The following is a 23,161-nucleotide window of genomic DNA, read 5'->3' as shown; positions in this document are numbered from 1 at the left end:
CACTGGGGAGTAGATCGAGATGAAGCGTTACCTGTCCACCCTGGCCGTGCTGGCCACTCTGGCTGCCGCCACGCCGGCCCTGGCCGACACTCTGCTTGTCGACCGCGCCCGCGAGAAGCCGGCCGGCGCCCTGCCCCTTCGTGGCCAGTCCATGCAGCAGGTGCAGAGCCAGTTCGGTGCGCCCAGCGAGCAGCTGCAGCCGCGCGGCGGGCAGAAGCGGCAATGGCCGACCATCAACCGCTGGGTGTACCCACAGTTCACTGTCTACTTCGAGAAGCAGAAGGTGATCGACGTGGTGGCCAACCAGGCGGACCCGAACGAAATCGGCCCGAAACCGCCGATCCGTTGACCCCTTTACCCGCCCCGGGCGGGCCTGTGTAGCGAGACCATGAACCAGACCCTTCGTTTTCCTGCCGAGTGGGAAGCCCAGAGCGGCATCCTGATTGCCTGGCCCACCGCCGATACCGACTGGGCCGACCGCCTGGGACAGGTGGAGGAAACCTATATCGCACTGGTTGCAGCGATCACCCGCTTCCAGCCGGTGCTGATCTGCGTGGCCGATGACGATGTGGAGACCTATGCCGAAATGCGGCTGCGCTCCAACCGCATCGACATGGACAGGGTGCACTTCACCACGGCGGCCTACGACGACACCTGGCTGCGCGACTCGGGCCCGATCACCCTGCGACGTGCCGACGGCGGTTTCCAGCTGCTGGACTTCCGCTTCACCGGCTGGGGCGGCAAGTTCGATGCCACCCTCGACGATCAGCTGGTGGGCGCGCTCGACCAGGCCGGCGTTTTCAACGACGCGCCGGTGCGCAGCATCCCGTTCGCGCTGGAAGGCGGCGCCATCGAAACCGACGGTGAAGGTACCCTGCTGACCACCTGGAAGTGCCTGCACGAACGCCACCCGGATCGTGACCGCGCCAGCCTGAGCGCCGACCTCGCCGACTGGCTGCAGCAGGAGCGCGTGCTGTGGCTCGACCACGGCTACCTGGAAGGCGACGATACCGATGCCCACATCGATACCCTCGCCCGCTTCGCCTCGGCGGACAGCATCGTCTACCAGGCCTGCGACGACGAGAACGACTCGCACTACGCCGAGCTGCAGGCGATGGGCAGGGAACTGGCTGCGCTGCGCACCCGTGACGGTCAGCCATACCGCCTGTTCCCGCTGCCGTGGGCACAGCCGGTGATCGACGAAGGCCGCCGCCTGGCGGCCTCGTACGCCAACTACCTGATCGTCAACGGCGCGGTGCTGATGCCGGCGTACGGTGATCCGGCCGACGATCTGGCCCGCGACGTGCTGGCCAAGGCCCATCCGGGCCGCGAGATCGTCCAGGTGCCCTGCCGCTCGCTGATCTGGCAGAACGGCAGCCTGCACTGCATCACCATGCAGCTGCCGGAAGGCCTGCTGAAGGCGTAGCACGATGCGGTAGCGCCGGGCCACGCCCGGCGCGCACAGCGGCATTCGGTTCGTACGCCGGGCATGGCCCGGCGATACCGGCTGCGTGCACCTGTTCAGCGGCCGACACGCTGCGGCATCGCATACGCGCTAACATGCGGGTTTTCCCCCGCAGGAACACCCGCATGAACTCGCGCAGCCCGCTTACCGTCGCCCTGATCCAGGAGCGCAACCACGGCGATGCCGCCGCCAATCTGGCGGTGATCGAGGCACGCGTGGCCGAAGCGGCAGCGCAGGGCGCCAAGCTGGTGCTGCTGCAGGAACTGCACAACGGCCCCTACTTCTGCCAGCACGAGTCGGTTGACGAGTTCGATCTGGCCGAACCGATCCCGGGCCCGAGCACCGAGCGCCTGGGTGCGCTGGCGAAGAAGCATGGCGTGGTGCTGGTCGGTTCGCTGTTCGAGCGCCGCGCCGCCGGCCTGTACCACAACACCGCGGTGGTGTTCGAGAAGGACGGCACCCTGCTCGGCAAGTACCGCAAGATGCACATCCCGGACGATCCGGGTTTCTACGAGAAGTTCTACTTCACCCCGGGCGACATCGGCTTCACCCCGATCGACACCTCGGTGGGCCGCCTGGGCGTGCTGGTGTGCTGGGACCAGTGGTATCCGGAGGCGGCGCGCCTGATGGCGCTTGCCGGCGCCGAGCTGCTGCTGTACCCGACTGCGATCGGCTGGGACCCGGACGACGTGCAGGACGAGAAGACCCGCCAGCGCGATGCCTGGGTACTGAGCCACCGTGGCCATGCCGTCGCCAACGGCCTGCCGGTGCTGAGCTGCAACCGCGTCGGCCATGAGGCCTCGCCGCTGGGCGCGTCGGGCATCCAGTTCTGGGGCAACAGCCACGTGCTCGGCCCGCAGGGCGAGTTCCTGGCCGAAGCCGGCACCGATGCCGCTGTGCTGGTATGCGACGTCGACCTGCAGCGCAGCGAGCACGTGCGCCGCATCTGGCCGTTCCTGCGCGATCGCCGCATCGATGCCTACGGCGATCTGCTCAAGCGCTACATCGACTGAACCGGAGCCGCGCATGGCCGTCCTCATCCGTGATGCCGGCCCGGCCGACATCGCCGCGATCACCGCGATCTACGCGGTCGAAGTGACCGACTTCGTCAACACGTACGAGTACGACATACCGGACCAGGCCGACATGCTGCGCCGCATGCGCGACATCATCGACCGCGGTTTTCCCTATCTGGTCGCCGAGATCGACGGCCAGGTCGCCGGCTACGCCTACGCCAACACCTACCGCACGCGCATTGCCTACCAGTGGACCGTGGAGAACTCGGTCTATGTCGATGCACGGTTCCAAGGCCAGGGCGTCGGCACCGGCCTGTTGCAGGCGCTGATCGACGCATGCGTCGCACGTGGCTTCCGGCAGATGGTGGCGGTGATCGGCGAACCGACCAATACCGCTTCGATCAGGCTGCACGAGCGTTTCGGCTTCGAGCTGGTCGGCGTGTTCCGCGGCCTCGGCCGCAAGCACGGCCGCTGGCTGGACACCGTGCAGATGCAACGCGCGCTCGGCGACGGCGCCGACACCGCACCTTCCAATGAATGACTCCATGACAGAAATCCTTCCCGAGACCGGCGACGATCTGTTCGCCGGCCAGCCGGTGCGCGTCGTTGAACGCGACGGCGTGCGCTACACCCTGCTGGGCACCGCCCACGTTTCCCACGCCAGCGTCGAGGCGGTGGAGAAAGCAATCAACAGCGGCCGCTTCGATGCCGTCGCGGTCGAACTGGACCCCCAGCGCCTGCAGGCCCTGAGCGATCCGGACACGTTGGCCAAGCTGGACCTGGTCGAGGTGATCCGCAAGGGTCGCGTTGCCCTGTTCGCCGCCAACCTGGCGCTTTCCGCCTACCAGCGTCGTCTGGCCGAACAGCTCGGCATCGAGCCGGGTGCGGAACTGAAGCGCGCCGTCGAACTGGGGCGTGAGCGCGGCCTGCCCGTCCACCTGATCGACCGCGAGGTGGGCCTGACCTTCCGCCGCGCCTCGCAGCGGCTGGGCTTCTTCGGCAAGCTGAAGCTGGTTGCGGGCCTGGGCGCCGGCCTGTTCTCATCGGAAGAGGTGGGCGAAAACGAAATCGAGAAGCTCAAGCAGGGCGACATGCTGGAGTCGAGCTTCGGCGAGTTCGCGACCGAGAATCCCGCGCTGTACGAAACCATCATCGGCGAGCGCGACCGCTACATGGCCACGCGCCTGCGCGAAGAACACGACCCGCGGCAGCGCGAAGTCCTGGCGGTGGTCGGCGCCGGCCATCTGGCAGGCCTGGCGCGATACCTCGAAACGGATACCGATGCACCGGCACCGTTGCGCGCCGAACTCGAAGCCGTGCCGAAGAAGCGCAACATCCCGTGGTTCACGCTGGGCATCCTTGCCATCGTCATCACCGGCATCGCCGTCGGCTTCTACCGCGGAGGCCTGGGCGTGGGCACCGAACTGCTGGCCACCTGGGCGATGTACACCGGCGGCCTGGCCGGCCTCGGCTGTCTGCTGGCCGGCAGTCACCCGCTGAGCATTCTCACGGCGATCGTGGTCGCCCCGTTCAAGCCGTTCCGGCTCAGCATTCCCACCGGCGCGTTCTCGGCGCTGGTCGAGGCACGCCTGCGCAAGCCGGCGTACCAGGATTTCCTGCAGCTGCGCGACGATGCACAGTCGTTGAAGGGCTGGTACCGCAATCGGGTCACCCGCGTGGTGCTGACGTTCATGCTGACCAATCTCGGCAGCATGCTCGGCCTGTGGCTGACCGGCTTCCAGGTGTGGGGCAAGGTCGCAGGTTGATTGCAACGCCCCGCCGGGCATGGCCCGGCGATACCGTGTGGCGGTGATGGTAGCGCCGGGCCATGCCCGGCGAAAAAAAAGGGAGGCCGCCCCACTACGACCGGCCTCCCCACACCACAACACGTTGTCGTTCCCCGTAGTCGGGCAAGCTCGACGCTAGGCGGCCGTTGCCGCCACCTTTTCCAGGCCGCGCGCGCGGCGGATCAGCCGCGTCACGGCATTGCGCAGGTCGTCCAGCACCGCGTAGATCGTCGGCAGGAACAGCAGGCTGACCACGGTCGAGAACGCCAGTCCACCGGCGATGGCACGGGCCATCGGCGCGTACTCCGGGCCGTCGCCGAACATCTGCGTGTTGGTCAGCGAAATCGGCACCATCGCCAGGATCGCCGTTCCCATGGTCATCATGATCGGGCGCAGGCGCTCGCGTGAGCCCTCCACCAGGGCCTGGGTACGCCCCATGCCGCTGCGCCGGAGGTTGTTGATGTGCTCGATCATCACGATGCCGTTGTTCACCACCACGCCCATCAGCACCAGGATGCCGATGAAGGACATGATTCCGAACGAGGTGCCGGTGATCCAGAACAGCCAGAACACGCCGAAGATCGAGAACAGCACGCCGCTCATGATCGCCGCCGGGAACAGCAGCGATTCGAACACCGCCGCCATCACCACGTAGATCATCACCAACGCGATGAGCAGGTTGAACACCATCTGCTGCATCGCCTCGTCATCGTTGCCATAGTCGCCGCCATCGAAGGTGTAGCCATAGCCGGCCGGGAAGCTCATCGGCTTGAGTACGGCCTCGATCGCCTTGCGTCCGTCCGGTGCGGTGATCTTCTCGGCCAGGTTGGCCTTGATCGTCAGCGTGGTCTGCCGGTTGGTTCGGCCGATCTGGGTGGCGGACGAACCGACATCGACGCTGACCAGACTCAGCAGTGGCACGCTGCGGCCGTCGCCGGTACGCACGCTGAAGCCGGCCAGGTCTTCCGGGCTGCTCTGCTCGGCTCCGGCGAAGCGCACCCAGACCGGCACCTCGTTGTCGCCGCGACGGAACTCGCGCATCGGTGCACCGCGCAATGCCAGGCCGACAAAGCTGGCCACCTGCTCGGCATTGAAGCCGAAGGCGGCGGCACGCTCGCGATCGACGCGCACCTTGAGTTCACCGCCCTTCTCGCCATTGTCGATGCGCACGTCGCGCAGCTCCGCACGCTGGGCCAGCAGGGGCAGCACTTCCTGGCCGATTTCCTGCAGCATGCTGCTGGAATCGCCGATCAACTGCACCTGCACGCCCTGGTTGCCGCCACCACCATCACCGCCCTGGTTGCCGACGAAGTAGTCGGTACGCGCGGACTTCGGCAGGCCCTTGCGCAGCTCCTCCTGCAGTGACTTGATGTCCTTGGCGTACTTCTCGTCCAGGGTGACAACCGTCGAGCTGCCTTCCTGCTCGCTGTACCAGGAGTACACCTGCTTGACGTGCAGGCGCTCACGGTTCTCGTCGATCCAGTTCTCCACCCGAGCCACTTCCTCGGACATCTGCCGGTAGGTGTAGGCACCCTTCCACATGTAGCCGATGAAGATGTCCTTGCCACCTTCACCACCGAACATGTCCACCTTGGTCAGTTTCATCGGCACCAGGCTGACGGCCACCACCAGCACGATGCCCAGCAGGCTCCAGCCACGATGGTGCAGCGACCAGTCCAGCACCTGCGCGTAGCGCCGCTGCAGGCGCGCGATCAGGCCGGTCTGCGAGTGCACGAGCTTGGGCGTGGCCATGCGCGCGGACAGCATCGGAATCAGGCTGACCGCCACCAGCCAGGACGCCAGCAGCGATACCGAAATGGTGATCGCGATCTGTGCCATGAAGATGCTGATGTTGTTGGTCTCGCCGAACAGGTTCGGCACGAACACGATGCAATGGCACAGGGTGCCGGCGCTGAGCGCGATGGCGACGTTGCGGGTGCCGATGATCGAGGCCAGCCGTGGCTGTCCCGGCATGCGCTCGCGCTCCTGGTAGATGCTCTCCACCACCACCACGGCGTTGTCCACCAGCATGCCCACCGCCAGCAGCAGGCCCATCATGGTCAGGATGTTCAGCGTCACCCCGACGAAGTACATGAAGCCCAGGGTGATGGTGAAGCAGATCGGGATGGCCAGCGTCACCATCAGCGTGGACGGCCAGTGGCGCAGGAAGAAGAACAGCACCGTCACCGACAGGATCAGGCCCACCGCACCGGCTTCGGCCAGCTCCAGCAGCGAGGAGGTCACCGCCTTGCCCTGGTTGTCGATGACCTTGATCTGCACATCGCGCATCGAGGCCTGTGCGCGGATCGCTTCGACTTCGGCCAGCGCCGCGCGCGAGACGTCGACCAGATTGGCGCTGCGCTCCTTGAAGATGTCCAGGCCCACTGCCGGGTTGCCATCCAGGCGGCGGCCATAATTCATCCGCGCCGGCTTCAGCCGCACATCGGCGATGTCACCCAGCCGCAGGCCCTTGGCGTTGATCACCAGGTCGCGCAGTTCCTGCAGGTCGGTGATCTCGCCGACCGGTTGCACGCGCACACGCTGGCCGTTGTCATCGATCTGCCCGGCCGAGATCGAAAAGTTCAGCGTGCGCAACCGTTCGCTCAGCTCGTTGATGCTCAGCCCGTGCGCGTTGAGCCGGTTGGGATCGATCGCGATCTCGACTTCATTCGGCGGTGCACCGGTGATGTCTACGCGCGCAACGCCAGGAATGCGCTCGATGCGCCGCTTGAACTCGCGGTCGAGCATGTCATAGGCGGTCGTCAGGTCGGTGGTGCTGGCCAGACGCACCTTCAGCACCGGCTGGTCGCTGCTGGACCACTTGAACACGTTGTAGCGCTGCAGGTCGTCAGGCAGGTCGCTGCGGATCGCATCGATACGTTCGCGCGCGTCGGAAGCGGCGATGGCGATGTCACGGTCCCAGTCGCTGAACTCGATGAAGATCAGCGCCGCTTCGGACGTGGCCGAGGAGCGCATGCGCTTGATCCCGGTCATCGTTGCCAATGACTCTTCCACCGGCCGGATGATGGTCCGCTCCACTTCTTCCGGTGTCGAGCCCGTGTACGGAATCTGCACGAACAGGAACGGCGCGGAGATGTCCGGCAGAGCCTCCAGTGGCAGCCGGAATGAAGCGATCAGGCCGATCACCACCAGCGATACGAAGCACATGATGGTGGTGACCGGACGGCGGATGGAGAACTCGGCGACACTCATGCCGGCTCCTCGCCGCCGACGCGGCCACCTTCTGCAATCCGCAGTCCGTCGCCGGCGTGCGTGCGGCCGCGTTCGCGGTAGTAGGCGTCGCCGCGGCGATCCATCAGGTCGTAGACCACCGGGATCACCAGCAGGGTCAGCAGGGTGGAGACCAGCAGGCCGCCGATCACGGTGATCGCCATCGGCGCACGTACTTCAGCGCCCTCGCCCATCGCCACCGCCAGTGGCAGGAAGCCGAACAGCGTGCACAGGGTGGTCATGATGATCGGACGCAGGCGCGAGCGCGCGCCTTCCACCAGCGCCTCGTGCTTGGCCACGCCGGCCTCGCGCAGCTGATTGACCTTGTCGATCAGGATGATCGCGTTCTTGGTGACCAGTCCCACCAGCAGGATCAGGCCGATGAACACTACCACCGAGATCGGCTTGCCGGTCAGCATCAGCGCCAGGATCGCGCCGACCAGCGCCAGCGGGATGGTGAACAGGATCACGAACGGATGCAGCAGCGATTCGAACTGCGACGCCATCACCAGGTAGACCAGGAAGATCGCCAGTCCGAAGGCGAATATCAGCGACGTTGCCGCCTGCGCCAGTTCCTCGCCCTGGCCACCGATATGCAGGCCGACGCCCGCACCAAGCGGCTGTTCGGCGACCATCTGCTGCACTTCGCGCATGGCCGCGCCCAGATCGATGTCACGCAGGTTGGCCGAGACCACCGCGACGCGGGTCTGATCGGCACGGTGGATCTCGCTCGGACCGGTGGTGGCCACCACGTCGGCCACGGCGTCCAGGGTGACCGGACGGGTACTGCCCGGGTTGACGATCAAGCGGCGGATGCTCTCCACGCTGGCCCGGTCGCCTTCCTGTGCCCGTACCAGCACGTCGATCTTGCGGTCGCGGAAGCTGTAGCGGGTGGCCACGTCGCCGCGCACCTTCTTCACCACGACGTCGGCGATCTGGCGGGTGGTCAGGCCCAGCGCACCGGCGCGCTCCTGGTCGAAGCGGATCTGGATCTCCGGGAAGCCCTCCTCCACCGTCGACTTCACGTCGGCGTAGTGCGCATTGCCGCGCAGCAGGGCAGCCAGCCGCTGGCCAGCCTGCTCCAGCGTGGCCATGTCCTGACCACGCAGTTCGATTTCCAGCGGCGTGGAGAAGCTGAACAGTGCCGGCCGCGCGAAGTCGACCTGCGCGCCGGGGTGCCCGGCCATGGTGCCACGCAGGCGCTCGGTGATGGCCGCTTCGGTGCGCGCATCCCCACCGCCTTCCATCACCACGGTCAGCTTGCCGATGTTCTCGCCGCTCTCGGTCGGGCTTGCGTCCAACCGGGTACCGCTGCCACTGACGCCGTACAGCGAGGCCACGCCCTCGCCCTTGCCGTGCGCCAGCTGCAGTTCGCGCACCAGTGCATCGGTCTGCTTCAACGGCGTGCCGGCCGGCAGCTTGACGGTCATCTCGAAGCGGTCCTGCGCCAGCTGCGGGATGAGGTCGGCGCCCAGCATCGGCACCAGCGCCATGGTGGCTGCAAACGCCAGCGCGGCCAGGCCCAGCACCTTGCCGGGGTGCGCCAGCGCGCTCGGCAACAGCCGCAGGTAGCCACGTTCGGCCCCCGCATAGGGCTTCATCGCGATATCGCTGGCCTTGCGCATGACCGGACCGATCACGGCGGCAACGCCGCGGCAGGCACGCACCACCAGCCAGGCCAGCGCATAGAAGGTCCAGCGCACCGCAGCGACGAAGCCACGACGGCCGGCTGCAACGGGCTTCTGCCAGCGACGCTCCGGCTGCCACGCCTCGCTGGCGGGCTCTTCGGGGAACGCCAGCGGCGGCCGCCCCTTCAGCGAACTGAGCATCGGAATCAGTGTCATCGATACCAGCAGCGAAATGGCGATGGCGATCGCCACGGTCAGCGCCTGGTCGCGGAACAGCTGGCCGGCGATACCGTCGACGAACACCAGTGGCAGGAACACCGCGATGGTGGTCAGGGTGGAGGCGACCACTGCCATGCTCACTTCGCGGGTGCCTTCGATCGCGGCCTGCAGGATGCCCAGCCCGCGCTCGCGCGCCTTGGCGATGCTCTCCAGCACCACGATCGAATCGTCCACCACCAGGCCCGTCGCCAGCGCCAGGCCGCCCAGCGACATGACATTCAGGCTGAGACCCAGCTGGCCCATGAAGAAGAACGTGGCGATGATCGACACCGGCAGCGACAGGCTGATGACGAACGTGCTCCAGCCATCGCGGAGGAACAGGAAGATGATCAGGATCGCCAGCAGGCCGCCGATCACCGCATCCTTCTTGACGTCGCTGATCGCATGCTCGATGAAGCGCGACTGGTCCTCGATGGTGGTCAGTTCGGCATCGCCGGGGAACGTGCCCTTGATCTGCTCCAGGCGCTTGCGCAGCGCTTCGGCGGTGGCGACGGTGTTGGCGTCGCCTTCCTTGTAGATCGCCAGCTCGACCGATTCCTTGCCGCCGAGGCGGATGATCGCTTCACGCTCCTTGTAGCCCTGGCGTACGGTGGCCACGTCCTTCAACCGGACAGGAACGCCATTGGCGACCACGCTGGAGCCACCGCCGGACGATGCGCTCTGTGCGGCCGAGGCTGCGGCGATGGCCGCAGCGGAACCGGTGGAGGCGGCAATGTTGAACATCTGCTGCAGCGCGGAGTCCGCCGCACTGCCATTGGACGCCTGGGTGGTGACCAGCAGGTTGCGGATCTCCTCCAGGTCGGCGAACTGGTTGACGGTACGCACCAGGAAGCGCTGCGAGCCCTCTTCCAGCCGACCGCCGGAGATGTTGATGTTCTCGTCCTTCAGGCGCTTGATGACGGTATCGATCGGCAGATTCAGCTGCGCGAGCTTCTGCTGGTCGATGTCGACCTGGATCTCGTCCTCCAGGCCGCCGCCGACCTTGACCGCCGCCACGCCGGTGACCGGTTCCAGCTTCTTCTTCAGATCCTCGTCGGCGTAGCGGCGCAGGATGGTCAGCTCGCGGATGGCGTCGGCATCGCTGGACGGGGCCGCCTTGCTGGACAGCACCAGGCGCATGATCGGCTCGGTGGACGGATTGAAGCGCAGCAGCACCGGGGCTTTCGCCTCCAGCGGCAGGTTCAGCGCTTCCATCTTGTCGCGCACTTCCAGGCTGGCCTGGTCCATGTTGGTGCCCCAGGCGAACTCCAGCACCACATCGCTCTGGCCGGTGCGCGAGACCGACTTCAGCTTGCGCAGGTTCTTGACCACGCCCACGGCTTCTTCCACCGGCTGGGTGATCAGGGTTTCGATCTCGGTCGGTGCCGCACCGGTGTATTCGGTGCGTACCGTCAGCGTCGGGTAGCTCAGGTCCGGCAGCAGGTTGACCTTGAGGCTGCCCAGCGCAATCAGGCCGAACAGCAGCAGGGTGACCGTGCACATGGCAATGGTGACGCGGCGGCGGGTAGCGAACTCCACCAGGCCGCCGCGCATGCCGGCGGCGGCGCTTTCGCCGTGGGGCGAAGCACCGTGGTCGTGGTCAGGATGGCTCATTGCCGGCTCCCGGCCTTGTCTGCCGGCCTGGCCGAGGCCGTCGCCGTCTTCGCCTTCGGATCAGCGATCACCTGCACGGCGGTGCCGTCGCGCAGCGCGACCTTGCCTGCAGTGACCACCTGGTCTCCGGCCGCCAGGCCATCACGGATCTCCACCCATGGCCCCTCGGCGTAACCCAGCTTGACCGGAACGCGTGCGACCTTGCCGTCGCGCACACGGAACACCGCCGGCTCACCATCGTCGAGCAGCGCCAGGCGCGGCACGACCAGGGCGTCGGCACGCTGGTCGTAATCGATGCGGATCCGGCCGAACATGCCCGGCTGCAGGGAATGGGCAGTGCCGTCGAAGGCACTGACAACACGGAACGTGCCGCTGCCCGAATCCACCACCGGTGCGATGCGATCAACGATGCCGGTGAAGCTCTGGCCCGGCAGTGCATCCGCCGACAGGGTCACCGGCTGGCCGGCACGCAGCGTTGCCAGCTCGCGTTCGGGAACGTTGAGGGTGGCTTCCAGGCGCGAGTTGTCGACGATGCGGAAGATCGGCGTGTTGATCTGCACGAAGTTGCCGGTCTTGATCGAGCGCGAGGCGATCACGCCGGAGATCGGTGCGACCACCGTGGTGTACGACAGCTCCAGCGTGGCCAGGCGATACTGCGCGCGCACGTTTTCCAGATCGAAGCGCAGCTGGTCGACGTCGGCGGCACTGACCATCTGCTGGCCGACCAGCTTCTGTGCGCGCTGGTAGTTGTTCTCGAGCTTGCGCATCTGTGCCTCGCTCTGGGCAACCGCCAGGCGTGCGCGGTCCGGATCGAGCCGTACCAGCGGCTGCCCTGCGCTGACCCGCTGGCCTTCCTCGACCAGCACCGCCAGCGCCACGCCAGAGGTCTTGGCAACCACCTGCGACTCGGCGCGCGGCTCCAGCGCGGCGGTGCCGGTGTAGCTGGCCGCCACCGCGCGGCGGCTGGCCACCGCGACCTCGACCGGCACGGACTCGACTTTTTTCTCATCCTTGGTTTCGGCGGCCTTGGCCTCGCTGTTGGGGCCCGCGGCGCAACCGCCCAGCATCAGCGTGGTGGAGATCAGCAGGGCGGCGGCGCAGAGTCCGCTGCGGCGGCCATGCAGGAAGATTGGGTGCGACATCGTCAGGTCCCTGGAGGATGCGTGGGCAGGTGTGGTAGCAAAGTAATGCACCACTTCACGGCAACACCATATCCCAAAGGTCATGGTGTCTTCACGCCGCTGGTCGGCCCACCCCCATTTCAGCTAGATGAAACCTGAGGCTATACTCGGGTCGTTCCGTACCCCACGCCGGAACGACCAGACCCGAATCCCCGGAAACGACATCATGCGCCCGCAGCCGCTCGCCGCTTGTCTCGCTCTGGCCGTCCTCCTGCCCCTCGGGGCCGCCGCACAGCCCGCTCCAGCTACCACGACCGCAGCACCCGCCCCAGCCCCGGCACCCGCCGCTGCTGCCGCCGCCGCACCTGCCGGCAATTACGACAATGGCCGGGTGCTGGCCTACACCTGCCAGGGGTGCCATGGCATCACCGGTTACAAGAACGCCTACCCGAGTTACCGGGTACCGAAGATCGGTGGCCAGACCCAGCAGTACCTGACCCAGGCCCTGACCGAGTACCGCCAGGGCAAGCGCCGGCATCCGACGATGCAGGCCCAGTCGATGAGTTTCAGCGAACAGGAGATCGCCGATCTCTCTGTTTACCTGTCCACCGTCAAGTAAGGCCCGCCCATGTCGAAAGCCGCGCATCCACTGCGTCATGCCATCGCCCTGTCCGTCGCCCTGCTGCTGGCGGCCTGCTCGCAGTCACAGGTGGAGAACAGCGATAAATCCGCCGCCGATCCGGGCCATGCCAGCGGCGAGCACGGCTCTTCATCGTCGGCAGGCCTGCCCACCGGCCGTGAGGCTGCCGGTGAAGCCCGGGCCAAGGTGAAGGGCAAGGCCGCCAACCAGAGCTGCATCGATTGCCATGGTGCCGACGGCAACGCCCCGATCGATCCGACCTACCCGAAACTGGGTGGGCAGTACGGTGATTACCTCGCGCATGCGCTGCAGGCCTACCGTTCCGGCGACCGCCAGCACGCGTTGATGACGCCGCAGGCGACGGACCTGAGCGATCAGGACATCGCCGACCTGGCGGCGTACTTCGGCAGCCGGCCAAGCCAGCTGCGGGATCTGCACGGGGTCAAATAGGATCAGGGCGCCGTGGCGCCCCGCATCCGTAGCGTCGGGCCATGCCCGGCGGAACGCCAGAAGCCCGCGCTGTGCGCTCGCGGGGCATGGCCCCGCGCTACCCTTGCACCGTCAGCGTCGGTCAACGATCAGCCTTCCAGCTCTTCCCAGCGCGCGTACGCGGCGTCCAGTTCGGCCTGCACCTTGGCCAGCTGCTGCGTGTGTGCCGTCACCTCGGCGCTGCTGCGGGTGTAGAACGAGGGATCATTCATCGCTGAGGTGAGGCCTTCGACGTCACCTTCCAGCTTCTCGATCGTCTTCGGCAGCTGCTCCAGTTCGCGCGCTTCCTTGTAGCTGAGCTTGCGCTTGGCCGCGGCAGGTTCCGCGGCAGCCACAGGCGCAACCGCTGCCGCCGGCCTGGCAGCGGCGGGCACTGCTGCCGCTGCGGTACTGGCCGCGTAGCGCTGCCAGTCGGTATAGCCTCCAACGTACTCGCCGATCACGCCGTCGCCCTCCATCACCAGCGTGGACGTCACCACGTTGTCGATGAAATCACGATCGTGGCTGACCAGCAGCAGCGTGCCGGTGTACTCGCCAAGCAGCTCTTCCAGCAGCTCAAGCGTTTCCACGTCCAGGTCGTTGGTGGGTTCGTCCATCACCAGCAGGTTGGACGGCTGCGCGAACAGCTTGGCCAGCAGCAGGCGGTTGCGCTCCCCACCGGACAGCCGGGTGATCGGCGCGCGCGCGCGCTCGGGCGTGAACATGAAGTCCTGCAGATAGGCATGCACGTGCTTCCGCTTGCCGTTGAACTCGAGGAAATCACGGCCTTCGGCCACGTTCTCGATGGCGCTCCAGTCTTCGCGCAACACGGCACGATACTGGTCGAAATAGGCCACCTGCAGGTTGGTGCCGGCGTTGACCTCGCCCTTCTGCGGCTGCAGTTCACCCAGCAGCAGCTTCAACAGAGTGGTCTTGCCGCTGCCGTTGGGGCCGATCAGGCCGATCCGGTCGCCGCGCAGGATGGTGGTGGTGAAGTCGCGGACCATGGTGCGGTCGCCGAACGCGAACGAAATGTCCTTGACGTCGATGACCTTCTTGCCGGAGCTCACGCCCTGTGCCGCTTCCATCCGGACATTGCCGCTCAGCTCGCGTCGCTGCGACCGTTCGGTGCGCATCGCTTTCAGCCGGCGCACGCGACCTTCATCGCGGGTGCGGCGCGCCTTGATGCCCTGCCGGATCCACACTTCTTCCTGTGCCAGCAGCTTGTCGAAGCGCGCGTTCTCCTGCGCCTGCGCGTTGAGGCGCTCTTCGCGGCGGCGTTCGTAGTTGGCCCAGTCGCCGGGCCAGCTGGTGACCTGGCCGCGATCGATCTCGACGATGCGGGTGGCCAGCGCACGCAGGAAGCGGCGGTCATGGGTGACGAACACCACGCTGCCGCTCCAGCCCTTCAGGAATGCTTCCAGCCAGTCGATGGCTTCGATGTCCAGGTGGTTGGTCGGCTCGTCCAGCAGCAGCAGGTCCGGGCTGGAGACCAGCGCGCGGCCCAACAGGACGCGGCGCTTCATGCCACCGGACAGGCGCGCGAACTCCGCATCGCCATCCAGGTCGAGCTTGGTCAGTGTCTCGGCCACGCGCTGGTCCAGACCCCAGCCATTGGCCGCGTCGATCTTGGCCTGCACCCGGCCGAGCGCATCGCCGTCGAACTCGTCGGCATGGCTGAGGTGGTGGAACTCGGCCAGCCACTGGCCCAGCTCACCCAGGCCATCGGCCACCACGTCGAACACCGAGCCGGCCGCGCCGTGCGGCACTTCCTGTTCCAGGCGGGTCACACGGACGCCCTGCTGGACGCGTACTTCGCCATCATCGGGCTTGTGGTCGCCGGACAGCAGCTTGAGCAGGGTGGATTTGCCGGCGCCGTTGCGGCCGATCAGGGCGATGCGTTCACCCGGCTCGATCGACAGTTCGGCTTTTTCCAGCAACAACGGGCCGCCGACGCTGAAGTCGACGTTCTGCAGAGTAATCAGAGGCATCCGGATATTGTACGGGTTGGGGGCGCCGGCCGGGCTGCTCCCGGAGATCGATCAGCCCACCTCCCCCAGCAACGCCTGCAGACCCGGCAACCATTGCTTGCCGGGGTGGCGCACCAGCCACAGCGTGCGCTGCAGCGCGGGTAGCGGGGTATCCAGCACACGCAGGCGACCCAGTGCCAGCGGCTCCTCCAATGCGTGACGTGACAGGCAGGCCACGCCGAGGCCGGCGATCGCGGCTTGCTTGATCGCCTCGGTATTGCCCAGCTGCAGGGTCTGCGCGAAGCCGCGCAGATGCGGCAGAAGCGCCTGCTCCACGGCCTCGCGGGTGCCGGACCCGGGTTCGCGCAGCAGCCAGCGCGCCGCGCGCAGATCCTCCAGCGACCAGCGCGCCGCCGCGTCGGCGGCGGCAACGATCACCAGCGGATCCTGCTGCCACGCGGTCACCTGCAAACCCCGCTCGTGGCATGGCCCCTCGATCAGGCCGGCATCCACATCCAGCCGCTGGACGGCGGCGACCACGCCGGCGCTGTTGTCGATGCGCAGATCGACTTCCGCCTGTGGCGCCTGCCGCAACAGGTCGGCGATGCGCGCCGGCAGCAGGTAGTTGCCGATGGTGGTGCTGGCCGCCAGCACCAGCCGCAACGGTGCCCCCTGCGCGGGGTCCCCGCCGGCAGCGAGCTGGCGCTCGAGATCAACGGCATTGACCAGCAGCGCGCGGGCCGGTTCCAGCAGCGCGCGGCCATGGCCGTTCAGCACCAGGCGGCGACCGACGCGGTCGAACAGGGGCGTGCCGAAGTGCGCCTCCAGCTCCTGCAGGGCGGCACTGCTGGCCGACTGCGAGAGCGCGATGGCCTGGCCGGCCGCGGAGGTACTTCCGTGGTCGGCAATGGCGACGAAGACCTGTAGCTGGCGCAGAGTCAGGCGCATGGCCTTTACCTATAAAGCAGGTAGATTCTACTTATATTATTCGTTTTACAGGTCATTGGCGCAGGCGCACGCTTTTCATCGTTCCCCACACCGGTCCCGCGATGAGCACCTCCGCCCCCTCCACCTGGTCCCTGCCCGTTCTGCGGCAGCGCTGGCAGCCGCGCCTGCCCGGGCTGCTGCTGGCGGGCCTGCTCGCTGCGGCATCGCTTCATCTGGCGGACCTGCCATGGCTGCAGGCGCATGGCCTGAGCGCGCTGACCGTGGCGATCGTCGCCGGTATCGCGGTCGGCAATACCCTCTACCCGCGGCTGGCGCCGCGCAGCGCGGCAGGCATCGGCTTCGCCAAGCACTGGCTGCTGCGTGCCGGCATTGTGCTGTATGGCCTGCGCCTGACGTTCCAGGACATCGGCCATGTCGGCGTCGCCGGCGTGCTGATGGACGTGCTGGTGGTCGCCAGCACATTTGGCCTGGCCTGTTGGCTGGGCACGCGCGTGTTCAGGATGGAGCGTGAGGCGGCGATGCTGATCGGCGCCGGCAGTGCCATCTGCGGCGCGGCGGCAGTGATGGCGGCCGAGCCGGTGGTGCGTGGTCGTGCGGCACAGGTAACAGTGGCGGTATCGACCGTGGTGGTGTTCGGTACGCTTGCCATGTTCCTGTATCCGGCGCTGTATGCGTTGCTGCAGTCGCACGGCTGGCTGGCGATGGACGCGCGGCAGTACGGCCTGTTCACCGGGGCGACCGTGCACGAAGTGGCGCAGGTGGTGGCTGCCGGCCGTGCCGTGGGTGAGGCGGCTGCCGATACCGCCGTCATCACCAAGATGGTTCGGGTGATGCTGCTCGCGCCGTTCCTGGTCGTGCTGTCGCTCTGGCTGGCACGCGGCAGCAGGGCAACGCCCGAGGGCAGCAAGGCCCGCATCGTTGTGCCGTGGTTCGCGTTCGGTTTCGTCGCCGTGGCCGGCATGAACTCGCTGCAGCTGCTGCCCGCCGGACTTCACGCAGCGCTGGTGCAGCTGGACACGGTGCTGCTGGCGATGGCGATGGCGGCGCTGGGCGTGACCACCCATGTCTCCGCGCTGCGCCAGGCGGGCCTGAAGCCGCTGCTGCTGGCGCTGCTCCTGTTCGCCTGGCTGCTGTTCGGTGGCCTGGCGATCCACCAGGGCGTGCTGGCGATGCTGCACTGAGCGCAGGTCTGCCGATACGGCCGCTGCCCCGGGAGACGGGGACGGCCGCGCGCGCAGGTACAATGCGCCATGACTGATTTCTCGACCCTGCCGCTGAGCCCGGCCCTGCAGCCCGGCCTGGATGCCCTCGGCTACACCACCCTGACCCCTGTGCAGGCCCAGAGCCTGCCCGCCATCCTCGATGGCCGCGACGTGATCGCGCAGGCTCCGACCGGCAGCGGCAAGACCGCTGCGTTCGGCCTGGGGCTGCTGCAGGCGATCGATCCGAGCCTGATCCGCGTACAGGCGCTGGTGCTGTGCCCGACCCGCGAACTGGCCGACCAGGTCGGCAAGCAGATCCGCAAGCTGGCCACCGGCATCCCCAACCTGAAGCTGCTGCTGCTGGTCGGCGGCGTGCCGCTGGGACCGCAGCTGGCTTCGCTGGAAGGCCACGACCCGCACGTGGTGGTCGGCACCCCTGGCCGCGTGCAGGAGCTGGCACGCAAGCGCGCGCTGAATCTTGGCGCGGTGCGCACGCTGGTGCTGGACGAAGCCGATCGCATGCTCGACATGGGCTTTGAAGAGCCCATCCGCGAAATCGCCGGACGCACCCACAAGGACCGGCAGAGCCTGCTGTTCTCGGCCACCTTCCCCGACAGCATCCGTGCCATTGCCCGTGACCTGCTGCGCGATGCCGTTGAAGTCACGGTGGAAGGCGCTGACCAGGCGCCGGCCATCCGCCACCTGTTCTGCGAGGTCGAGCCGGCCCATCGGCAGAAGGCGCTGGCCGGCCTGCTGCTCAAGTACACGCCCGAATCGGCAGTGGTGTTCTGCAATACCCGCAAGGACGTGGATGAGGTCGCCCATTCGCTGCAGCAGTTCGGCTTCTCGGCGCTGGCCCTGCACGGTGACATGGAGCAGCGTGACCGTGAGGAAGTGCTGCTGCTCCTGGCCAACCGCAGCTGCAACGTGCTGGTCGCCAGCGACGTCGCCGCGCGCGGTCTGGACGTGGAAGAGCTGGCGGCGGTGATCAACTACGAGCTGCCGACCGATGTCGAAAGCTACCAGCACCGCGTTGGACGTACCGGCCGTGCCGGCGCCAGCGGCCTGGCCATCAGCCTGGTGGCGGGCCGCGAAAAGACCCGCGCCGAAGCGATCGAAGCACAGATGGGGCACGCGCTGGACTGGCAGAAAACGCCGCTGGCGACGTCACGCCCCGCCGAGTTGCCGCAGGCAGCGATGCGCACCCTGCGCATCGACGGTGGCAAGACAGACAAGCTGCGCCCGGGCGACATCCTCGGCGCCTTGACCGGCGACGCCGGCCTGTCGGGCAAGTTCATCGGCAAGATCGCGATCTTCCCGACCCGCTCCTACGTGGCGATCGCGCGCGAGCAGGCCAGCAACGCCGTGGCGAAACTGGAGGCCGGCAAGATCAAGGGCCGCCGCTTCCGCGTACGGATGATGTAAGGCCCAGCGACAGGTAGCGCCGGGCCATGCCCGGCGACAGTTCCAAAGCCGGTAGCGCCGGGCCATGCCCGGCGGCAGTCTCAGAACACCAGCTCGGTGTGCAGCGGCAGGTCCGCCTGCCAACGGGCGCGGCCACCCAGGCCATCCAGCTCGACCAGGACGCCAGCACCGACCACGTCCACGCCCAGCCGGCGCACCAGCGACAATGCGGCCACCAGCGTGCCGCCGGTCGCCAGCACGTCATCGATGATCGCCACGCGCGCGCCGGCCGCCAGCGCATCGGCATGCACTTCGATGCAGTCGCTGCGGTACTCCAGTGTGTATTCCTCGCGCAGCACCTGGCCGGGCAGCTTGCCCGGCTTGCGCACCGGCACGAAGCCGACGCCCAGTTCCAGTGCCATCGCGGCGCCCAGGATGAAACCGCGCGATTCGATACCCACCACCGCGTCCAGTTTCTGGTCGCGCCAGCGGTCGGCCATCGCGCGGATGGCATCACGGAAGTCCTCGCCGTGCGCGAGCAGCGGCATGATGTCCTTGAACAGGATGCCGGGCTTGGGGAAATCGGCGATGTCGCGCAGGCGCGAGGCCCACGCGGGGACGGCCACGGTGGCGTCGGTCATTGCAGCTACCAGCTTGTATGGCGGCATAGGGTAACCGGTTCGTCCGTACGCTGCCCGTTCCCGGCATCTTCGCGCCGCTGCGTTCCATCAATGGCGACACAGCATCACGCCAAAATCGCACACGCGTGCGATAATCGCCGTGATCGGTCATTCACCCGCCTTGCGTCATAAGCAGATCGACGCCTGCACGCCGTCACGGCCCGCAGCCGCCCTGGATGCCGTCGGCCCCCGCCACGCCTGGCGCGCGCGGGGCTTCCCCGCCTTCGCGCGGGTTCCTGCAATGAGGTTCATGCAACGTGGACGAGACGACGAAGGTTCCGGCCGTGTGCCGTGTGCTGGTGATCCTGCTCGGCATCCTGGTGACGCTGTTCGGCCTGGCTCTGCTGGTCGGCGGCGTACGCCTGGTGCAGCTGGGGGGCAGCTGGTACTTCCTGATGATGGGTGTAGCGTCTGCCGTGGCCGGCGTGCTGCTGGTGATGCGCAGGCCGAACGGTGCGCTGCTGTACGGCCTGGCGTTCGTGGCTACGCTGCCGTGGGCGCTGGTGGATGCCGGCTGGAATTTCTGGCCGCTGGTTTCGCGCCTGGTGATGCCAGCCGTGCTCGCCCTGCTGGTCGCCTTGGCCTGGCCGGTGCTGCGCCGCAGCCGCGGCCAGGTGGCCGGTCGCGGCGCCTATGGCGTGGCTGCAGTGCTGCTGGTGGGTCTGCTGGGTACTGCATTCGCAGCGTTCCAGCCGCGTCCCGTGCAGGCGGCGCAGGGCACCACACCCCCCGTAGTGCCCGTGGCCAAGGGCGCTGAGCAGCGCGACTGGATGCACTGGGGCAATACCACCGCCGGTACCCGCTTTGCCGCACTGGACCAGATCACCCCGGCCAATGTGAAAGAGCTGCAGGTGGCCTGGACCGCGCGCACCGGCGATGTACCGGAAAGCAACGGCTTCGGCGCCGAAGACCAGAACACCCCGCTGCAGATCGGCGACACCCTGTACCTGTGCACCCCGCACAACCAGGTGATCGCCGTTGATGCCGATTCGGGCAAGCAGCGCTGGGCCTTCGATCCCAAGGCCACCGCACCGAACTGGCAGCGTTGCCGGGGCCTGGGCTATTTCGATGCGACTACCGCCCCGGCCGCCGCGACGACGGCTGCACCGGCACCGGCACCAGTGCCGGCCACTGACGTGGCGAGCACCGGCCCGGCGCTGTGCGGGAAGCGCATCCTGATGACCTCCATCGACGCCCGCCTGTTCGCGCTGGATGCGAGCACCGGTGCCCTTTGCCCGGACTTTGGCAGCAACGGGGTGGTCGACCTGAAGGTCGGCATGGGCGAGATCAAGCCCGGTTTCTACACCCTCACCGCCGCGCCGCTGGTGGCGGGCGAGCTGATCGTGGTCGGCGGCCGGGTGGCCGACAACATCGAAGTGGGTGAACCGTCCGGCGTGGTGCGTGCGTACAACGTGCGCACCGGTGCGCTGGTCTGGATCTGGGATCTTTCAAAGGAGACCCCGGACGTGCCGCTGGATCCGTCGATCCACTACACCCGTGCGACGCCGAATGTGTGGACGTCGATGGCCTACGACCCGCAACTGGGCCTGGTCTACCTGCCCACCGGCAACACCACGCCGGATCAGTGGGCCGGCGAACGCACGCCCCAGGACGACAAGTACAGCTCTGCCGTGGTCGCGCTCGACGTCGCCACCGGCAAGGAACGCTGGGTGTACCAGACCGTACACCACGATCTGTGGGACTACGATCTGCCCGCGCAGCCGACCCTGATCGATGTACCCGACGGCAAGGGCGGCACATTGCCGGCGCTGCTGCAGGTCACCAAGGCCGGGCAGATCTTCATGCTCAACCGGCGGACCGGCGTGCCGATCAGCGAAGTGCGCGACATTCCGGCGCCGCAGGGCAACGCCGAGGGCGAGCGCTACGCCGCCACCCAGCCGCTGTCGGTGGGCCTGCCGCAGATCGGCGCGGAAACGCTGACCGAGTCGGACATGTGGGGAGCCACCCCGATCGACCAGATGCTGTGCCGCATCCAGTTCAAGCAGTTCCGCTACGACGGCATGTACACGCCGCCGGGCGAAGACCTGGCGCTGCAATGGCCGGGTTCGCTGGGCGGCATGAACTGGGGCAGCGCCTCGGTCGACCCGACCACCGGCTATCTGTTCGTCAATGACATGCGCCTGGGCCTGTGGACCAAGCTGATTCCGCGCGCGCAGATGAGCAGCGGCGACGGCGGCGTGGAAATGGGCGCGGCCTCGCAGACCGGCACGCCCTATGGTTCGCTGCGCGACCGCTTCCTGTCCAAGCTTGGCATTCCCTGCCAGAAGCCCCCGTTCGGCACGATGTCGGCGATCAACCTGGCGACCCGCAAACTGGTCTGGCAGGTACCGGTGGGCACGGTGAAGGACACCGGTCCGATGGGCATCAATATGGGCCTGTCGATCCCGATCGGCATGCCGACCCTGGGCGGTTCGCTGGCCACCCAGTCAGGCCTGCTGTTCTTCGCGGGCACGCAGGATTACTACCTGCGTGCCTACGACAGCCGTACCGGCGATGAGCTGTGGAAAGCACGCATGCCGGTGGGTAGCCAGGGCACGCCGATGACCTATGTCTCGCCAAATACCGGCCGTCAGTACGTGGTGATCTCCGCCGGTGGCGCCCGCCAGTCGCCGGACCGCGGCGATTACGTGATTGCCTACGCGCTGCCCGAGCGCAGGTGAACCCTGCCCCGTAGCGTCGCCTGCCGGGCGGCGCTACCCGGGTACCGGTTGCTGGTGCGAGCGCTTACCATGCAAGGTCGAACCCGATGAAAGCTGCTGCCATGCCTGCCGCCGTTCCTCCCAGCCGTCGCCCCAAGCGCGCTCCTGCCCCGCCGCAGGACCGTGGCCTGGCCCATGAGCTGATGCAGCAGATCCAGGACAACCAGGGCGATCCGGACTTCATGACATCGCTCGGTCGCGGCCTGGCCGTGCTGAGCGTGTTCTCGCAGCACCCGCGCGAAGTGACCATGTCACAGATCAGCACCGATACCGGCATCTCGCGTGCCGCGGTGCGGCGCGTGCTGTATACGCTGGAAAAGCTGGGCTATGTCGGCGAACAGGGCCGTGGCTACGTGCTGCTGCCGCGCGTGCTGGGCATGGGCGGTGCCTATGTGGCGTCGTCGTCGATGACCGCCGCAGCGCAGCCGGTGCTCGATGCCCTGCGCGACGACGTGCATGAATCCTGCTCGCTGGGCGTGCTGGACGGCGACGACATCCTGTACGTGGCACGTGCGGAAACCGTGCGCATCATGTCGATTGGACTGCGCGCGGGCAGCCGTCTGCCTGCCTACTGCACATCGATGGGCCGCGTGTTGCTCGCGGCGTTGCCGCGCGACACGCTGGAAGGCTATCTGGAACGCAATCCGCTGCGGCCGCGCACCGAGCGCACCATCACCCGTATGGATGATTTCCTGGACACGCTGGAGAAGGTGCGCCGCGAAGGTGTGTCCCTGGTCGACCAGGAACTGGAGATCGGCCTGCGCTCGATCGCAGTGCCTGTGCGTTCGCGCAGCGGTGACGTGGTTGGTGCGTTGAACATCGGCACCCAGGCGGGCCGTATCGGTCTGGGCGTGATGCAGACCCAGCTGCTGCCGCGCCTGCGCGAAGCGGCGCAGCGATTGGGCACGTTGTTGAATTGAGGCACGCCGCCGGGCATGGCCCGGCGCTACCACAACGCGGCCCGGTAGCGCCGGGCCCCGCCCCGCGCTAACGGCCACCCCCCACGGCG

At 67.4% G+C, this 23,161-nt stretch carries 17 protein-coding genes; 11 read left to right on the top strand and 6 right to left on the bottom strand.

The annotated features are described in order from the left end of the window. Positions 1–19 precede the first annotated feature (19 nt). The 5 genes from ABE543_RS16885 to ABE543_RS16865 all read left to right on the top strand — a co-directional run bounded on the left by ABE543_RS16885 (position 20) and on the right by ABE543_RS16865 (position 4,247). Positions 20–349 (top strand): hypothetical protein, encoded by a 330-nt coding sequence (locus ABE543_RS16885; protein WP_053517741.1) that lies wholly within the window; start codon positions 20–22, stop codon positions 347–349. A 39-nt stretch (positions 350–388) separates the two neighbouring features. Then, positions 389–1,426 carry an agmatine deiminase family protein gene (locus ABE543_RS16880; RefSeq protein ID WP_193396271.1) on the top strand — a complete coding sequence of 346 codons (1,038 nt, stop codon included), beginning with the start codon at positions 389–391 and terminating at the stop codon, positions 1,424–1,426. Between the two features lie 164 nt (positions 1,427–1,590). After that, positions 1,591–2,478 carry a carbon-nitrogen hydrolase gene (locus ABE543_RS16875; protein ID WP_053517744.1) on the top strand — a complete coding sequence of 296 codons (888 nt, stop codon included), beginning with the start codon at positions 1,591–1,593 and terminating at the stop codon, positions 2,476–2,478. Between the two features lie 13 nt (positions 2,479–2,491). Further along, entirely contained in the window at positions 2,492–3,022 is a 531-nt protein-coding gene (locus ABE543_RS16870; RefSeq protein ID WP_346475927.1) for an N-acetyltransferase family protein, read from the top strand. Between the two features lie 4 nt (positions 3,023–3,026). Continuing rightward, positions 3,027–4,247, top strand: coding sequence for a TraB/GumN family protein (locus ABE543_RS16865; RefSeq protein ID WP_053517747.1), 1,221 nt, complete (start codon positions 3,027–3,029; stop codon positions 4,245–4,247). A 156-nt stretch (positions 4,248–4,403) separates the two neighbouring features. Here ABE543_RS16865 and ABE543_RS16860 read toward each other — a convergent pair whose 3' ends face one another. From ABE543_RS16860 to ABE543_RS16850, 3 genes are read right to left on the bottom strand one after another with little or no spacing between them, the layout of a single operon-like run. Further along, a complete protein-coding gene (locus tag ABE543_RS16860) occupies positions 4,404–7,481 on the bottom strand; it encodes an efflux RND transporter permease subunit (protein ID WP_065181330.1) in 3,078 nt (1,025 codons plus the stop codon). Continuing rightward, the gene (locus tag ABE543_RS16855; protein ID WP_065181329.1) at positions 7,478–10,999 is read right to left on the bottom strand and encodes an efflux RND transporter permease subunit; all 3,522 of its coding nucleotides are present in this window, start codon (positions 10,997–10,999) and stop codon (positions 7,478–7,480) included. Before ABE543_RS16855 ends, ABE543_RS16860 begins: the two co-directional genes overlap by 4 nt. Then, positions 10,996–12,141: an efflux RND transporter periplasmic adaptor subunit gene (locus ABE543_RS16850; protein WP_262101279.1), complete on the bottom strand. Its 1,146-nt coding sequence runs from the start codon at positions 12,139–12,141 to the stop codon at positions 10,996–10,998. Before ABE543_RS16850 ends, ABE543_RS16855 begins: the two co-directional genes overlap by 4 nt. Positions 12,142–12,346: 205 nt before the next feature. On the opposite strand from ABE543_RS16850, the gene ABE543_RS16845 reads away from it, so the two are divergent. Continuing rightward, on the top strand, positions 12,347–12,739 hold the full coding sequence (locus ABE543_RS16845; protein WP_053517750.1) for a c-type cytochrome: 393 nt from the start codon (positions 12,347–12,349) through the stop codon (positions 12,737–12,739). A gap of 9 nt (positions 12,740–12,748) precedes the next feature. Beyond that, the gene (locus tag ABE543_RS16840; RefSeq protein WP_346475926.1) at positions 12,749–13,210 is read left to right on the top strand and encodes a cytochrome c; all 462 of its coding nucleotides are present in this window, start codon (positions 12,749–12,751) and stop codon (positions 13,208–13,210) included. 128 nt (positions 13,211–13,338) lie between these two features. Here the strand turns inward: ABE543_RS16840 and ABE543_RS16835 are convergent, their stop codons facing one another. Beyond that, positions 13,339–15,219 carry an ATP-binding cassette domain-containing protein gene (locus ABE543_RS16835; RefSeq protein ID WP_279942551.1) on the bottom strand — a complete coding sequence of 627 codons (1,881 nt, stop codon included), beginning with the start codon at positions 15,217–15,219 and terminating at the stop codon, positions 13,339–13,341. A 51-nt stretch (positions 15,220–15,270) separates the two neighbouring features. After that, entirely contained in the window at positions 15,271–16,146 is an 876-nt protein-coding gene (locus ABE543_RS16830; RefSeq protein WP_065181327.1) for a LysR family transcriptional regulator, read from the bottom strand. A gap of 101 nt (positions 16,147–16,247) precedes the next feature. Here ABE543_RS16830 and ABE543_RS16825 point away from each other — a divergent pair, with 101 nt between their 5' ends. Together ABE543_RS16825 and dbpA are read left to right on the top strand one after the other, a co-directional pair. Continuing rightward, positions 16,248–17,327 carry a YeiH family protein gene (locus tag ABE543_RS16825; protein WP_262218409.1) on the top strand — a complete coding sequence of 360 codons (1,080 nt, stop codon included), beginning with the start codon at positions 16,248–16,250 and terminating at the stop codon, positions 17,325–17,327. A 69-nt stretch (positions 17,328–17,396) separates the two neighbouring features. Then, a complete protein-coding gene (dbpA, locus tag ABE543_RS16820; RefSeq protein WP_346475925.1) occupies positions 17,397–18,773 on the top strand; it encodes an ATP-dependent RNA helicase DbpA in 1,377 nt (458 codons plus the stop codon). A gap of 80 nt (positions 18,774–18,853) precedes the next feature. Here the strand turns inward: dbpA and ABE543_RS16815 are convergent, their stop codons facing one another. Then, positions 18,854–19,393 carry an adenine phosphoribosyltransferase gene (locus tag ABE543_RS16815; protein ID WP_053517758.1) on the bottom strand — a complete coding sequence of 180 codons (540 nt, stop codon included), beginning with the start codon at positions 19,391–19,393 and terminating at the stop codon, positions 18,854–18,856. A gap of 296 nt (positions 19,394–19,689) precedes the next feature. On the opposite strand from ABE543_RS16815, the gene ABE543_RS16810 reads away from it, so the two are divergent. Both ABE543_RS16810 and ABE543_RS16805 read left to right on the top strand, forming a co-directional pair. Next, on the top strand, positions 19,690–22,113 hold the full coding sequence (locus ABE543_RS16810) for a membrane-bound PQQ-dependent dehydrogenase, glucose/quinate/shikimate family (protein WP_346475924.1): 2,424 nt from the start codon (positions 19,690–19,692) through the stop codon (positions 22,111–22,113). 101 nt (positions 22,114–22,214) lie between these two features. Continuing rightward, the gene (locus ABE543_RS16805; RefSeq protein ID WP_065181324.1) at positions 22,215–23,072 is read left to right on the top strand and encodes an IclR family transcriptional regulator C-terminal domain-containing protein; all 858 of its coding nucleotides are present in this window, start codon (positions 22,215–22,217) and stop codon (positions 23,070–23,072) included. Positions 23,073–23,161 lie beyond the last annotated feature (89 nt).

The sequence above is a fragment of the Stenotrophomonas sp. TWI169 genome, from assembly GCF_039674705.1.
Taxonomy (GTDB): Bacteria; Pseudomonadota; Gammaproteobacteria; order Xanthomonadales; family Xanthomonadaceae; genus Stenotrophomonas; species Stenotrophomonas maltophilia_P.
This window is presented reverse-complemented; position numbering and strand designations above follow the sequence as displayed.

Coding starts and splice junctions, on each gene's coding strand:
- ABE543_RS16885 (WP_053517741.1), top strand. CDS start 20: ATGAAGCGTTACCTGTCCACCCTGGCCGTGCTGGCCACTCTGGCTGCC.
- ABE543_RS16880 (WP_193396271.1), top strand. CDS start 389: ATGAACCAGACCCTTCGTTTTCCTGCCGAGTGGGAAGCCCAGAGCGGC.
- ABE543_RS16875 (WP_053517744.1), top strand. CDS start 1,591: ATGAACTCGCGCAGCCCGCTTACCGTCGCCCTGATCCAGGAGCGCAAC.
- ABE543_RS16870 (WP_346475927.1), top strand. CDS start 2,492: ATGGCCGTCCTCATCCGTGATGCCGGCCCGGCCGACATCGCCGCGATC.
- ABE543_RS16865 (WP_053517747.1), top strand. CDS start 3,027: ATGACAGAAATCCTTCCCGAGACCGGCGACGATCTGTTCGCCGGCCAG.
- ABE543_RS16860 (WP_065181330.1), bottom strand. CDS start 7,481: ATGAGTGTCGCCGAGTTCTCCATCCGCCGTCCGGTCACCACCATCATG.
- ABE543_RS16855 (WP_065181329.1), bottom strand. CDS start 10,999: ATGAGCCATCCTGACCACGACCACGGTGCTTCGCCCCACGGCGAAAGC.
- ABE543_RS16850 (WP_262101279.1), bottom strand. CDS start 12,141: ATGTCGCACCCAATCTTCCTGCATGGCCGCCGCAGCGGACTCTGCGCC.
- ABE543_RS16845 (WP_053517750.1), top strand. CDS start 12,347: ATGCGCCCGCAGCCGCTCGCCGCTTGTCTCGCTCTGGCCGTCCTCCTG.
- ABE543_RS16840 (WP_346475926.1), top strand. CDS start 12,749: ATGTCGAAAGCCGCGCATCCACTGCGTCATGCCATCGCCCTGTCCGTC.
- ABE543_RS16835 (WP_279942551.1), bottom strand. CDS start 15,219: ATGCCTCTGATTACTCTGCAGAACGTCGACTTCAGCGTCGGCGGCCCG.
- ABE543_RS16830 (WP_065181327.1), bottom strand. CDS start 16,146: ATGCGCCTGACTCTGCGCCAGCTACAGGTCTTCGTCGCCATTGCCGAC.
- ABE543_RS16825 (WP_262218409.1), top strand. CDS start 16,248: ATGAGCACCTCCGCCCCCTCCACCTGGTCCCTGCCCGTTCTGCGGCAG.
- dbpA (WP_346475925.1), top strand. CDS start 17,397: ATGACTGATTTCTCGACCCTGCCGCTGAGCCCGGCCCTGCAGCCCGGC.
- ABE543_RS16815 (WP_053517758.1), bottom strand. CDS start 19,393: ATGACCGACGCCACCGTGGCCGTCCCCGCGTGGGCCTCGCGCCTGCGC.
- ABE543_RS16805 (WP_065181324.1), top strand. CDS start 22,215: ATGCCTGCCGCCGTTCCTCCCAGCCGTCGCCCCAAGCGCGCTCCTGCC.